We start from the raw sequence: 13,717 nt of genomic DNA on the forward strand, positions 1-13,717 counted from the left end.
ATGCCAGCAGTTGAATTAGGCTTATACGAGCAATTGATTAATAAACTGATTGCCAACAAGCTAAACCTGTTGAGTAACGAAGCCTTTTTTGTTAAAAGTACCCAACTGGATAAAGAAGAAGCGGCAAGGTATTTAAGTTTGTATTTATCCGAGACCATTAAATTCGCCTTAAATGAAATTAAGGACGAGCATAAAACGCTCAAACAAATTGAACTCTCCAATAAAATCATCCAGCTATTAATAACAGAATTGCCCGGTGTTAGCCTTTCTGATAACTTGATTGATAACGAGGGCAAAATATTGGATGCGGTTTTCTCTAAACTCGATTCGCCTTTTGCCGATTTTAATAACAGGATAAAGGAAATTACACCTTACACACGGCTAAGCCAAAGCGAATTATTTACGGGCAATAACGTAGGTATTTCCTTAGAAAGTGAGATTAAAAAAGAGATTCTTTCGTCGGACGAAATTTGCTGGCTGGTATCTTTTATCAAATATTCGGGCATCCGCATATTTAAGGAGGAATTGGAAGAGTTTACCAATAGCGGTAAAAAGTTGCGCATTATCACCACATCCTATATGGGTGCTACCGATGTAAAAGCGATTGAGTTTTTATCAAACCTAAAAAACACCGAGATTAAGGTATCCTATAATTCGGACCATGAACGGTTGCATGCCAAAGCGTATTTATTTGTCAGAAATACGGGCTTTACTACTGGCTATATTGGTTCATCCAACATTTCTCGTTCGGCCTTAACCAATGGCTTAGAGTGGAATTTGAAAGTGACCTCCAAAGAGATTAACCACATTATTGATAAGTTTAAAAAGACGTTTGAAACCTACTGGGTTGATAAGGATTTTGAGCCATATGGGTTTGGCCGGGACAAACAGAAATTAAGCGCTGCGCTAAAACAACAAAAATCGTACGATAAACAAAGCATCACCAGCTTTTTTGATTTAAAACCTTTTCCTTATCAGGACGAGATTTTAGAGAAATTACAATCGGAACGGATTGTACACAACCGTTATAAAAACTTAGTGGTAGCGGCTACAGGTACGGGTAAAACGGTAATATCGGCTTTTGATTATCGCAACTTTAAAAACAATAATCCAAGGGCAAGGCTGTTATTTGTAGCACATCGTAAAGAGATTTTGGAGCAAGCCCAAAACACATTTCAGCACATATTAAAAAATGCCAACTTTGGCGAGTTATGGGTGGATGGGCAAGAGCCAAGCAATTATGAGTTTGTATTTGCATCGGTACAAACCCTGGCCAACCAGATCAGTAAACTGGCGCTATCACCCGGCTTTTATGATTTTATTATCATTGACGAGGTACATCACATAGCGGCATCAAGCTATCGCCCCATTTTGGCGCAGTTTGAACCGCAGGTTTTATTGGGGCTAACGGCCACGCCCGAACGTGGCGACGGGGAAGATATTTTGAAAGATTTTTGCGGCGTAATTGCTGCCGAAATACGATTGCCCGAGGCACTCAACAGGAAACTGTTATCGCCATTTCAATATTTTGCATTGTCGGATACTGTTGACCTGTCAAAACTCTCTTGGAAAAATGGACGGTATGAAATTAATGAGCTAACCAAACTTTATACCGAAAGCGACCGCAGGGTGGGCGACATTTTGGCCAACTGTGATAAATACCTTACCGACGTGCACGATGTAAGGGCCTTGGGCTTTTGCGTAAGCATGGAACATGCGCGCTATATGGCCGAGAAGTTTAACATGGAGGGACTTAAAGCGGATTACCTGACAAGCGAAAACTCGGCAAACAGGGAAACCATTAGGGAGCGGCTCCGGAATAAAGAGATCAACTACCTTTTTGTACGCGATATTTTTAACGAGGGCGTCGATATTCCCGAAATCGACACCGTATTGTTTTTACGGCCAACCGAAAGTTTAACTATATTTCTGCAACAGTTAGGCCGTGGCTTACGCCTTGCCAACAATAAAGATTGTTTAACCGTTTTAGACTTTGTAGGCAACGCCCGGCCAGAGTACGACTTTGAGCATAAATTCAGGGCCTTGGTTGGTAAAACCCAAACGTCGATAATCAAGGAGATTGAAGATGAATTTCCGCATTTACCTTTGGGCTGCTCCATTGTATTGGAGAAAAAAGCCAAAGAAGTAATCCTAAAGAATATCAGGGCTGCCATCGGATTTAACCGCCGGCAATTGATTATCAAGATTCAAAACTTTAAACATCAATCCACACTATCGCTTTCGCTAAAAAACTTCATTGAGTTTCAACACATCGAGTTACAACTCATTTACAAAAAAGATAACTGGAAACGGCTCTGTGTAGAGGCAGGTGTATTGCCAAATTTCATCGAACCGAATGAAACCGAAATTACGGGCTGCATTAAACGCTTGTTGAGGTGCAACTCCATTAGCTACCTCAAGTTTCTGCGCGAATTAATTGAAAGTGGATTTAACGTAAGCCATTTATCGCCAGAGCAGGATTTAATGTTGTTAATGTTCCATTACGATGTTTGGCAAAAGGCCGGTCCGCAATTGGGTTTTAATTCATTAGCGGAAAGCGTTAACCAGATTGCCAAAAACCCGGTGTTGGTATCAGAGCTATTAGAGGTGATTAATTACTTGATCTCAAAAGTCGACTTTATTGAAAAAGATATCGACCTGAATTTTCCGTTGCCGCTTAAAGTGCATAGCAGGTACAACCGAAGCGAGATATTGGTAGCAACGGGCTTGCATCAGTTTGATAAAGCATCATCAAATAGGGAGGGTGTTGCAGCCAATAAAGAGTTGAATATCGAATCGCTGTTTGTCACCCTTAAAAAGTCGGAGAAAGAATATTCGCCATCTACCCTGTATGATGATTATGCCATCAACGAAACGCTGTTTCATTGGCAATCGCAAAATGCAACCACACCCGAATCGGCCAAGGGTTTATCGTACATCAACCACAATGCGCAGCAGAAAAGAATTTTGCTATTTGTGCGGGAGCAAAACGACGATGAATTTGGTTTTACAATGCCCTACGTTTTCTTAGGTGAAGCCGCCTACATCAAATCGAGCGGCGCCAAACCCATGAACATTGAATGGCAATTGCACGAGCCTATGCCAGCCTATATTTGGAAAGAAAGCGGGAAGCTGGCGATTGGGTAGATTAAGCGGTGGGTGTTAATTACGATGTTTTTTAGGACTTAAAAAAGGCAATAGTTTTAATTATGAAAATAGCTATCCTACGGTTCTCGACCATTATTTTATTGTTTTTGTGTCAAAACGTTAAGGCACAAATTAAGTATGTCGCTAAAGATGCATTAAATCATGTAAACCAAACCATCACTGTTTGCGATACTGTATTTAAGGTAACCTCTTTTAGTTTAAAAAGACACCTCTTTTATTTAGGAGCCGCTAATTCAAAAAAATTTATTGTTGTAGTTGATAACACCCTCAAAAGAAAGGGCATGGATTACTCTTTCATGATCGGCCATGAAGCTTGTGCAACGGGGAAAGTTAAGCGCATTAACGGATGTTATCTTTTGTATTTAACTGGTAAAATGGTTTATATGGGACCAATTGACCTATAACTTTTCTCGGATCTATAATTTCCCTAAGTTCACTTATTTCCGATTGCCCAATCCAAGTCATCGGCCTAAATTGCCGCATGGCCAACATCCAATTTAACTACCTGTACCGCGATGGCGGCAACTATAAAAAATATGGTTCGGTAGTGTTTGCCAACCCGGGCAATGTGGGGGTTCAGGAACTCGCCACCCTCATCCAATCTAAACTGATTGACCAAACCTGGTTTTACCACCACCACTGGCACCTACCCGATTTGCGCCCCCCAACGTTCGATACCACCATTGACCCCACCTGGCACGAGTTCGAAAATGTGGCCTGCACCAGCCGGTCGCCGGATATGCCTATCTCGCTGGCCGGTTTTATGGCTTTGCTGGGGTAAGGTTGTTGGGCGGTCGGGCGCCGTTGGTCAAATGTTATGCCCCTCATTCGCAGCCTGCGCCATAGGCGCTACCCGTTTGTAGCCCCGATAACAGAAAAAGATTTGTGCGCCGTAGGTGCTACCCGCGCCGCCCTGCAGGTTGCCCGCATGTCGGAAAGGGTAGCCCGCTACGGGGCAAAAAACGTGGGGGTACGTTGTTGCTACAAACGGGTAGCACCGATGGTGCATAAAAAACGGGGTTGCGGGGCGATCATATTGCCGATACCTGTAAATTGATGGTGGTGATATAATTGCCGTATCTTCAGCTTCTCTCGTAGAGGAACCTGAGGTCCGTAGCTCATCGGAAACCTAAATGCCATCGTTTTACAACACCCTCAAGGTCCCTTTTCAAGGAGACCCCGAGGGGACAGATTGAAAAATAATATTGAATACTGAATTTCGAATATCCGACACCGAAGTTTTTCCTTCATTATTCGAAATTGGATATTCGGTGTTCGATATTAAATCGGCCCTTGTTGGGGCGGTCGGGCACCGTTGGTCAAACGTTATGCCCTTCGTTTGCAGCCTGCGCCGTAGGCGCTACCCGTTTGTAGCCCCCATAACAAAAATGATTTGTGCGCCGTAGGTGCTACCCGCGCCGCCCTGCAGGTTGCCCGCATGTTGGAAGGGTAGCCCGCTACGGGGCAAAAAACGTGGGGTATGTTGTTGCTACAAACGGGTAGCACCGATGGTGCATAAAAAACGGGGTTGCGGGGAGCGATCATATTGCCAATGCCGGTAAATTGATGGTGGTAATATAATTGCCGTATCTTCAGCTTCTCTCGTCGAGGAATCTGAGGGTCGTGGCTCGTCGGAAACCTAATGCCATCGTTTTACAACACCCTCGGGGTCCCTTTTCAAGGAGACCCCGAGGAGACAGATTGAAAAATAATATCGAACACTGAATTTCGAATATCCAACACCGAAGTTTTTCCTACATTATTCGATATTGGATATTCGGTGTTCGATATTAAATCGGCCCTTGTTGGGGCTGTCGGGCAACGTTGGCCAAGTGTTATGCCCTTCCATTCGCAGCCTGCGCCGTAGGTGCTACCCGTTTGTAGCCCCCGATAACAAAAAAAGATTTGTGCGCCGTAGGTGCTACCCGCGCCGCCCTGCAGGTTACCCGCATGTTGGAAGGGTAGCCCGCTACGGGGCAAAAAACGTGGGGTATGTTGTTGCTACAAACGGGTAGCACCGATGGTGCATAAAAAACGGGGTTGCGGGGAGCGATCATATTGCCAATGCCGGTAAATTGATGGTGGTAATATAATTGCCGTATCCTCAGCTTCTCTCGTAGAGGAACCTGAGGGTTCGTGGCTCATCGGAAACCTAAATGCCATCGTTTTACAACACCCTCGGGGTCCCTTTTCAAGGAGACCCCGAGGAGACGAAAATCGACCTTAACTTAATAACATTGAGGAAACCCGAGGGTACGAATGTGTCCGGGTTTGTCCGTTTGGGTAGCGGCATACCTTTGCGGACGGACGGAATTTTAACCGGGTTGTTTTTTAATTTCCAGTGCTGTCGGCTATCGTTTGGGTTAATTAGCCAACAAAACAATTACTCCCTTTTATACCCGGCCTGTAAAAATCCGGAAAAACGTTTTGCTTATAAATTAAAAAAGATAAAACTTTCATAGCTGCGTATTGTTGCCAACAGTACACCATACCGGATAAAATGCTATGAAAAACCCATTCAAAACCCAAAAAACCAACGTGTTGGTCCCCGTATTTATTGGGGTTGCCGCCGCGGGCGCCATTGCCTACCTGCTGCTTGCCGATGACACCGCTGATCTGCGTGGCAAAATAACCGACAACCTGGATAAAAGCTGGCGAACCGTTAAAGAAAAGGTACCCGCAGGCGCCAAAACCATTACCGACCTGAAAGATACAGTTGTAGAAAAGGTAACCAACCTGAGTTAACCCTTCGCCAGGTTATACAGTACCTGGCAGGTGCATGAAAAAAAAGCAGGCCCGGCAGCAATTTTCTCGCTGCCGGGCCTGCTTTACATATTGTGGCGCCCCATGCCCAAAATACCTGTACGGGCGGGGTGCTTTAAAATATCTGCCTGCTAAAACCCTCTTGCGGGTTGCGGCTTAGGTAGTTCTTTGCGTGGTATCATTTCCTGGCGCTGGCTGGTGTTGTACACAAACGATGCTATAATGGTAGCGGCTTGTTTCAAGTCGTCCTCAATCAGGCGGTCGTAAGTATCCTGGTTGCTGTGGTGGGTACGCGAGCCATAGTCAATAGTATCCTGTATAAACTGGAAGCCAGGAATGCCAACAGCATCAAATGACTGGTGATCGGTACCGCCCGTATTGCTTACGGTAACCGTAGTGGCGCCCAGGTCTTTAAACGGCTCCAGGTACGCTTTAAATATGGGCCCGGCGGCCGAATCGCCCTGTAGGTAAATACCGCGTATTTTACCTGTGCCGTTATCAAGGTTGTAGTAGGCCGATAGTTTGGCCTGCTCTGGCTTCAGTTCCATGGTTTTAGCATCGCCAAAGTGGTTTAGCACATAACCCCGCGAGCCAAATAACCCCTGCTCCTCCGAACTCCACAAGGCTATGCGGATGGTGCGTTTTGGTTTAAAGCCAATGGCTTTTAGTATCCGCATGGCTTCCAGCATTACGGCGCTGCCGGCGGCATTGTCTGTAGCGCCGGTACCCGCATGCCATGAATCAAGGTGGCCACCTATCATTACTACCTGGTCTTTTAACTTTTTGTCGGTACCTGGTATTTCGCCAACTACATCGTAACCCTGCAGGTCATCGGTAAAAAACTGGGTTTTAATATCCGCCTCTAACTGAACCAGTTTGCCTGCATTAACCAGGCGCAGTATCCGCTGGTAATCTTCGCTGCTGGTTTCCAGTTCGGGGGCTACGGCTTTTGCTGTATCGGCGTATGAAGCGCCGTTGGTGGTAAACACGGTACCATCGGTACCACGGCCCTGACTTAACACCAGGGCAACCTTTTCGGCTTGTAAAAACATCCCTAATGAAGCCCTGAACGCCCGCTGTTTACGCATGGCAGCAAACTGTGGCGAATTTGGATCAAATGCCGCACGCTGGCGGGCAGGCTCCATGGTGGCTTTTCCCATTTTATCAAGCTCGTCATCGGTATAACGGGCCGCATCTGATTTAAATGTACGTTCGGTAAGTGGTTTGGTATCAAACATCACAATTTTACCAGCCAGCTTGCCTTTATATTTCTCCAGGTCGGCAGCCGAATCTACCTTTATAACCATTATGTCGCCTTTAATTAATCCGCCGGTGCCGGGTGTCCAGGCCTTGGGGATAGCTATAATTGCATGATAATAGGGAACTGTAATGGCGGCATAGTTTTTTTGAACTTCCCAGCCTTTACCAAATTTACCCCATGATTCTAATTTGGCGTTGGCTATGCCCCAGGCTTTCAGTTGTTCAACAGCCCAGTTCTGGGCCCTTTTTAAACCCGGCGAACCCGACAGGCGCGGGCCAGACACATCTGTTAAGTAAAAGGCCGTTTCCATTACTTTAGAATGGTTAAGGCCTTCCTCGCGAATTTTTTGAACCATCGCAGGGTCAACGGCCTCCTGTGCAGATAGCTGGGCACTTAAGCCTGTAGCGAGCAGGCATGAAAAAAGTAGTTTTACTTTCATAGTTAATAATTAATAAGATCAGTTAATAACAAACCTATTTATTAATCTACACAAAACCGAAAATGTGCTTTAACAAAGTTGTTACATATATAAACTTTTGCTGTATATTTGATTCATGAACGATTTTAAATCAATCGCTATCTCTTTTCTCTCGCAGCCGCTCACGCGCCGCTAAATCAATTATTGCTATTGATATAGCACACCTAATTCCCTGTTTAAATAAATACTAAAACTTACACCTGTGAAGAAAATTTCCACCTTATATAAAAAAGACCCTAATAATTTAGGTAGGGTTATTAATGAGATTAATCCCGAAAATGAATGGGCTATCCATAGCGGCATAGCAACCCGTAAATATGACGGGACAGCCTGCGCGATCATAAACGGGGAGCTTTATAAACGCTACGATGTAAAAAAAGGGCGGGACATACCGGCAAATGCAATTGCCTGCCAGGAGCCCGATGAAATAACCGGACATCATCCGCATTGGGTAAAATGCAGCATTGATGATCCGTCTGACCGATATCATCTTGAAGCATTTGATAAGCTTGAAGAAAAAACCGATGGCACCTATGAATTGTGTGGGCCAAAAATCCAGGGTAATCCAGAAAAACTTGAAGATCATTTGTTAATTCCACATGGTAAAAATGAGATAGCAGTGAATGTCTCCTTTGAAGAAATCCGGTCGATGTTACTGGAAACTAATATCGAAGGAATTGTTTTTCATGCAAATGACGGTACCGGAAGGATGTGTAAGATACGCAAATCAGATTTTGGTATAAAACGATGAACTAATAACAACCATTACCATGTTACAAAAAGCCATACCCATATTAGCCTCACTTAATGCCGCGGAAACCATTCAATTTTATACCGAAAAACTGGGTTTCACACTGGGCGCTAATTGGGACGGATATGTTATTCTTAGCCGCGATGATATTACCATCCACCTTTGGCCTACTGATGATCCCGAAATTCCTAAAAACACCGGCTGCTATATCAATGTAACTGAGGTTGACAAGCTATATGCCGAATACACACCCAAGGGAGTGGTACATCCCAACGGCAAACTTAAAAACATGCCCTGGAAAAGGCGGCAGTTCAGCATATTGGATAATAATGGCAATATCATCCACTTTGGAGAAGATACCTCGGGCGAAGCGTAATTAGCCGGACTATTAATCAAAAACCTCCACCTCATCGTCATGCAACGCCCATACCATATACGGATGGGTATCGGCATGGTAAATATGGCCGTCGGCCGAGATACCGATAATGCCGGCAAAACCATCGTACGGTTTCATTTCATCTAAGCTTTTCTCGGTAGCAACCGAAATTGGCAAACCATCAGTAACCCGGGTAACAATTTTTGAGGCTACCGAGCCGCTTACAATGTCTTCGCCAACGCCTGTGCAGGATACAGCCGCGAAACTATTGGCATAATTGCCTGCTGTAGTTGCCGAATCACTCACCCGGCCAGGCATTTCAAAGCCTTTACCACCCGTTGATGTCGCGGCGGCCAGGTTGCCATAAAGGTCGAGCGCCACACAACCAACAGTACCTAACCGGATAGAGTCACTTAGCTTTTTTTCGTATTCGTGCCTGCGCTGTGGTGTTTCGGGATTGTAATAGGCTACGCCATTATCAGTTGCAAAATCTTTGGCGCCTTTGCCGCTCAAAACACGGTCGTCATAAGCCATTAGCTTTTCGGCAATACAAATAGGATTTTTTACATCTTCGATATTAATAACGCCCGAAAACTTCTGTGTTTTTCCATCCATTAACGATGCGCTTAAGCGGATCTTGCCATCACTTTGAATCTGTGAGCCGGTGCCGGCATTAAACAGGTCGCAATCTTCCAAAAGCCTAACAGTATAAACAACCGTTTCCAGAGCGGTATGGCTTAACAGGTATTTATGACCAGCCTGCACAATATCTTTCAAAGCCTGTTGCTTGGCCTGTTTTATTTCCTGGTTAGTTTGCGATTCACTGAAAAAACCGCCATGGATAATGATCTTCATTTTGAATAATTTAGATGATTCAAAAATTGGTGTATTATAAACGCTTTGGGATAGGTTTATTTAAAATAACCCTGTTTAAAGCCCTCTCCTTTGGAGAGGGTTGGGTGAGGCTTTTATTGCAAAAGGTCATTATCAGGCGCGTGAATAAACACGCCTTCTTCAACCTTAACAGTCTTTTTTATCAGTAAACGATGTTGTGCCAGGTCGTATTTATCAAAGATAGACATAACATGTACTTTCAAATTCTCGATAGAAACGGGCGAGCCTATTTCTACATCATAAATATTGGTAGCCACAATATTCCTGCCATCTACCAAAATAATCAGCCCCGAGCCGATAGCCTCCATTACACTACCTTCGGTTATCAGCAAGCCTGCATCTTCGCCCAGGCCAATACCCAAAATACCGGGGTTAGTTGCAACAGCGTACATCAACCGGCCTATGCGCCCGCGTTGTACAAAGTGTGTATCAACAATAACAGAATCTACAAAACCCAATCCCGCGGTTATCTGTACTTCGCCTTTAATAAGCGCCTCATTGCTTTGCCCACGGTAAATCATGTGGGTTGATGCAGCAGCCGCTCCGGCCGAGGTGCCGGCTATTACAAAGTCGTCAAACTGGTATCTCTTTTTCAGGATCTGTAAAAACTCGGTACCACCAAAAATGGCTGTAAGCCTCAATTGGTCGCCACCGCTAAACATAACCACGTCTGCTTTGCGGATGCGGTCTAAATGCTCCTTTTTAGCAGCATCCTCACGACTTTTAATGTGCAATACATTAACATGTGTAACATTAAGCTGCCCAAATGCCTTAACATATTCTTCGCCCACCAATTCCGGAATCTGTGATGCAGTGGTAATAACCTCAATTAATGAGCCGTGATGCTTTGCCGATTCGGTGATGATCCGCTTTAAAATGCCCTGTTCAAAAAATTTAATATAATCAGGCTGTAAAATGTGTTCCTGTATGGTTACGTTACTACCCATATCAACCGCGCCGCCTATAATAATTAGTTTTCCTTTCGGGACAATCATGCTTCTTTTATTAAGTTGATTAAGTTGACCAGGTTGGATTAGGTTGATTAGGTTGATTAGGTTGGTTTGCACCAAAACGAAAGCAAAACCACTTACTCAATCAGCTTAATCCGACACAATCAACTAAGAATATCACAAATTACGATAAAATGAACCAAAAACTCAGTCTGTTATAAACAAATAATGCCTTTTTAGCCTTAAAAGTTTTATTTACACTATTAAGTTTTATAGTTTTAAAGAAATTAAGCCCTTAAAGAATTTTGTAACAAGCCTATGAAGATTGAGAATATACAAGTGTTGCGCGGCCCGAACATCTGGAGCATAAACCGCAAAAAGTTAATACAGATGCGGCTCGATCTGCAGGAGATGGAACATAAGCCAACTAATGAAATTGATGGTTTTTATGAACGTTTAGAAAAACTACTTCCCTCGTTATATGCACACCGCTGCTCTCCCGGGGTACCGGGTGGATTTTTTCAACGGGTTATTGCCGGCACCTGGATGGGGCACGTTATTGAGCACATAGCCCTTGAAATACAAACCCTTGCCGGCATGGACACCGGCTTTGGCCGCACCCGCGAAACCAAAACCAAAGGCGTTTACAATGTTGTTTTTGCTTATATTGAAGAGAAAGTGGGCGCATTTGCGGCAGAATCGGCCGTACGGATTGCCGAGGCTTTGATAAAAGGCGAAGACTATGACCTGGAGGTTGATATCCAGCAGATGCGCGAAATCCGCGAGAATACCCGTTTGGGGCCAAGCACCGGATCAATTGTAGAAGAGGCGATAGCAAGGGATATTCCCTGGATCAGGCTTAACAATCAATCGTTAGTACAGTTGGGCTACGGTAAAAACCAGGTGCGTTTCCGCGCCACCATGACCGAGAAAACCAGCAGCATTGCTGTTGATATTGCCAGCAATAAAGATGAAACCAAGCGCATGTTACAGGAGCAAGCCATCCCTGTTGCCAAAGGCATGACTATTTCATCTGTTGCCGGGGTAGCCGAGGTTATTCGTAAGGTTGGTTTCCCATTGGTGTTTAAGCCGCTGGATGGCAACCATGGCAGGGGTATTTCTATCAATATCCGTACAGAAGAAGAAGCTATTGCAGCCTATGAGCATGCCGCCAAAATATCGCGAAGGGTTATTGTGGAACGCTTTATTACCGGTTATGATTTCCGTGTACTGGTAATTGATAATAAAATGGTTGCCGCCGCCCTGCGCGACCCTGCCCATGTAACGGGCGATGGCGTATCAACCATACAACAATTGATTGACAAGGAAAATACCGATCCGCGCCGAGGCTACGGGCACGAGAATGTATTGACACTGATCTCTATTGACCGCGACACCCTCGACCTGCTTGAAAAAAAGGGCTATACTGTTGATACAATACCTGCTAAAGGCGAAAAAGTATTCGTAAAATCGACTGCTAACTTAAGCACCGGCGGCACATCTGTGGATGTTACCGACCATGTGCACCCCCAAAACGTTTTCATCTGCGAACGTATCTCTAAAATAATCGGCCTTGATATTTGCGGCATTGATATTATGGCCGAAAACCTGCATGAGCCCCTTACCGAAAATGGAGGTGTAATATTGGAGGTTAATGCGGCACCTGGCTTCAGGATGCACATTGCGCCAAGTGAAGGCCTGCCACGCAACGTAGCCGGTCATGTATTGGATATGCTTTATCCTCCGGGCAAGTCGGCACGCATTCCTATTATTGCTATCACCGGCACCAACGGCAAAACCACCACTACCCGCCTGATAGCTCATATTGTAAGAAACAACGGGCACCGGGTGGGCTTTACCACATCTGATGGTATTTATGTGCAAAACACCATGATGCTTAAAGGTGATACCACCGGGCCGGTAAGTTCGGAGTTTATCCTGAAAGACCCTACTGTTGATTTTGCCGTATTGGAAACCGCCCGCGGCGGCATCCTGCGATCTGGGCTGGGGTTTGGTTTTTGCGATATTGGTGTAATTACTAACATCCAGGCAGATCACCTTGGCCTGGCCGATATTCATACGCTGGATGACCTTGCAAGAGTAAAAGGCACCGTGTTAAACTCGGTAAAAAAAGACGGCTGGGGTGTATTAAATGCCGACAATGAGTATTGTGTGCGCCTAGGCAACAAAGCCGATTGTAACATAGCCTATTTTAGCCGCAACGAAAACAACCCGATCATCAAGGCGCATTGCCGCAAGGGCGGGATAGCTGCCATTTGCGAGAATGGCTTTATCACCATCCAAAAAGGCGATTGGAAAATCCGGGTACAGCGTACTATCCTTATCCCGTTAACGTTTGGTGGCACCGTGCCGTTTATGATTGAGAATGTGCTGGCAGCCACGCTGGCCACCTTCCTGTGGGGCTTCAAAACCGAGGATATCAAAATGTCGCTTGAAACCTTTATTCCATCGGCAGCACAAACGCCTGGCCGCATGAATATTTTTGATTTCAAGGACTTCCGCTTCATGATTGATTTTGCCCATAATCCTGATGGCTTTAACGGCATCAAGGAATTTTTAAGGCATATCGATTCGCCATTGAAAATCGGCATCATTGCTGGTACGGGCGACAGGCGCGACGATGACATCCGCGAGGTTGGCAAAATTGCAGCCGAAATGTTTGATTACATCATCCTGCGGCAAGAAAAGCACCTGCGCGGCCGTACCGAAGAAAATATATTAACTCTGCTTAAAGAAGGCATTTACTCAGTTGACCCCAATAAGCCTTGCGAAGTAGTATCAAAAGAAATTGACGCCATTAAACACGCTATGAGCATGGCCAAACCAGGTAGCTTTATTACTGCCCTTAGCGATGTTGTTGACAATGCCATTGAGACAGTTCAAAACTACCAGGAACAGGAACGGAACGGGCTGTTTAATGCATAGCCTTCGTCCTCTGAAAAGAGAAAGGCCTTTCATTCGGTGTTAATTTAAAGGCATATTGTCAGAATGTTTGGGCGGAGAAGCAGGACTTGCCGTCCAAACATTTTGCCTGCGTTTTAAGTTATACAGGTAA

Annotated in this window: 11 protein-coding genes; 8 read left to right on the forward strand and 3 right to left on the reverse strand. The window is 44.9% G+C overall.

The features are described from left to right. The 5 genes from AC1DXF_RS01920 (at window position 1) to AC1DXF_RS01940 (ending at window position 5,913) form a co-directional block, all read left to right on the forward strand. A complete protein-coding gene (locus tag AC1DXF_RS01920) occupies window positions 1-3,147 on the forward strand; it encodes a DEAD/DEAH box helicase (RefSeq protein WP_477445559.1) in 3,147 nt (1,048 codons plus the stop codon). Window positions 3,148-3,209: 62 nt separating this feature from the next. After that, a complete protein-coding gene (locus tag AC1DXF_RS01925) occupies window positions 3,210-3,572 on the forward strand; it encodes a hypothetical protein (RefSeq protein WP_477445561.1) in 363 nt (120 codons plus the stop codon). A gap of 77 nt (window positions 3,573-3,649) precedes the next feature. Further along, entirely contained in the window at window positions 3,650-3,949 is a 300-nt protein-coding gene (locus AC1DXF_RS01930; RefSeq protein WP_477445563.1) for a hypothetical protein, read from the forward strand. 36 nt (window positions 3,950-3,985) lie between these two features. Beyond that, window positions 3,986-4,225: a hypothetical protein gene (locus tag AC1DXF_RS01935; RefSeq protein ID WP_477445565.1), complete on the forward strand. Its 240-nt coding sequence runs from the start codon at window positions 3,986-3,988 to the stop codon at window positions 4,223-4,225. A gap of 1,448 nt (window positions 4,226-5,673) precedes the next feature. Beyond that, a complete protein-coding gene (locus AC1DXF_RS01940; RefSeq protein WP_477445567.1) occupies window positions 5,674-5,913 on the forward strand; it encodes a hypothetical protein in 240 nt (79 codons plus the stop codon). Window positions 5,914-6,062: 149 nt separating this feature from the next. Here AC1DXF_RS01940 and AC1DXF_RS01945 read toward each other — a convergent pair whose 3' ends face one another. Further along, window positions 6,063-7,631 (reverse strand): M28 family metallopeptidase, encoded by a 1,569-nt coding sequence (locus AC1DXF_RS01945; protein WP_477445569.1) that lies wholly within the window; start codon window positions 7,629-7,631, stop codon window positions 6,063-6,065. A 241-nt stretch (window positions 7,632-7,872) separates the two neighbouring features. Here AC1DXF_RS01945 and AC1DXF_RS01950 point away from each other — a divergent pair, with 241 nt between their 5' ends. Both AC1DXF_RS01950 and AC1DXF_RS01955 read left to right on the forward strand, forming a co-directional pair. Further along, the gene (locus AC1DXF_RS01950) at window positions 7,873-8,421 is read left to right on the forward strand and encodes an RNA ligase 1 family protein (RefSeq protein ID WP_477445571.1); all 549 of its coding nucleotides are present in this window, start codon (window positions 7,873-7,875) and stop codon (window positions 8,419-8,421) included. Between the two features lie 19 nt (window positions 8,422-8,440). Then, complete coding sequence (locus AC1DXF_RS01955; RefSeq protein ID WP_477445573.1) at window positions 8,441-8,797, forward strand: bleomycin resistance protein; 357 nt, start codon at window positions 8,441-8,443, stop codon at window positions 8,795-8,797. A 12-nt stretch (window positions 8,798-8,809) separates the two neighbouring features. Here the strand turns inward: AC1DXF_RS01955 and AC1DXF_RS01960 are convergent, their stop codons facing one another. After that, window positions 8,810-9,652, reverse strand: coding sequence for an isoaspartyl peptidase/L-asparaginase (locus AC1DXF_RS01960; protein WP_477445575.1), 843 nt, complete (start codon window positions 9,650-9,652; stop codon window positions 8,810-8,812). Between the two features lie 113 nt (window positions 9,653-9,765). Further along, on the reverse strand, window positions 9,766-10,686 hold the full coding sequence (locus AC1DXF_RS01965) for a cyanophycinase (RefSeq protein ID WP_477445577.1): 921 nt from the start codon (window positions 10,684-10,686) through the stop codon (window positions 9,766-9,768). A gap of 273 nt (window positions 10,687-10,959) precedes the next feature. Between AC1DXF_RS01965 and cphA the strand changes: the two genes are divergently transcribed. Continuing rightward, window positions 10,960-13,587, forward strand: a complete 2,628-nt coding sequence (gene cphA, locus AC1DXF_RS01970; protein ID WP_477445579.1) for a cyanophycin synthetase — start codon at window positions 10,960-10,962, stop codon at window positions 13,585-13,587. Window positions 13,588-13,717 lie beyond the last annotated feature (130 nt).

The organism is Mucilaginibacter sp. P2_A5 (assembly GCF_056404995.1).

What these genes read in the sequence shown, in the direction of transcription:
- AC1DXF_RS01925 (WP_477445561.1), top strand. Translation starts at nt 3,210, where the DNA reads ATGAAAATAGCTATCCTACGGTTCTCGACCATTATTTTATTGTTTTTG.
- AC1DXF_RS01935 (WP_477445565.1), top strand. Translation starts at nt 3,986, where the DNA reads ATGCCCCTCATTCGCAGCCTGCGCCATAGGCGCTACCCGTTTGTAGCC.
- AC1DXF_RS01960 (WP_477445575.1), bottom strand. Translation starts at nt 9,652, where the DNA reads ATGAAGATCATTATCCATGGCGGTTTTTTCAGTGAATCGCAAACTAAC.
- AC1DXF_RS01930 (WP_477445563.1), top strand. Translation starts at nt 3,650, where the DNA reads ATGGCCAACATCCAATTTAACTACCTGTACCGCGATGGCGGCAACTAT.
- AC1DXF_RS01965 (WP_477445577.1), bottom strand. Translation starts at nt 10,686, where the DNA reads ATGATTGTCCCGAAAGGAAAACTAATTATTATAGGCGGCGCGGTTGAT.
- AC1DXF_RS01945 (WP_477445569.1), bottom strand. Translation starts at nt 7,631, where the DNA reads ATGAAAGTAAAACTACTTTTTTCATGCCTGCTCGCTACAGGCTTAAGT.
- AC1DXF_RS01940 (WP_477445567.1), top strand. Translation starts at nt 5,674, where the DNA reads ATGAAAAACCCATTCAAAACCCAAAAAACCAACGTGTTGGTCCCCGTA.
- AC1DXF_RS01955 (WP_477445573.1), top strand. Translation starts at nt 8,441, where the DNA reads ATGTTACAAAAAGCCATACCCATATTAGCCTCACTTAATGCCGCGGAA.
- AC1DXF_RS01920 (WP_477445559.1), top strand. Translation starts at nt 1, where the DNA reads ATGCCAGCAGTTGAATTAGGCTTATACGAGCAATTGATTAATAAACTG.
- cphA (WP_477445579.1), top strand. Translation starts at nt 10,960, where the DNA reads ATGAAGATTGAGAATATACAAGTGTTGCGCGGCCCGAACATCTGGAGC.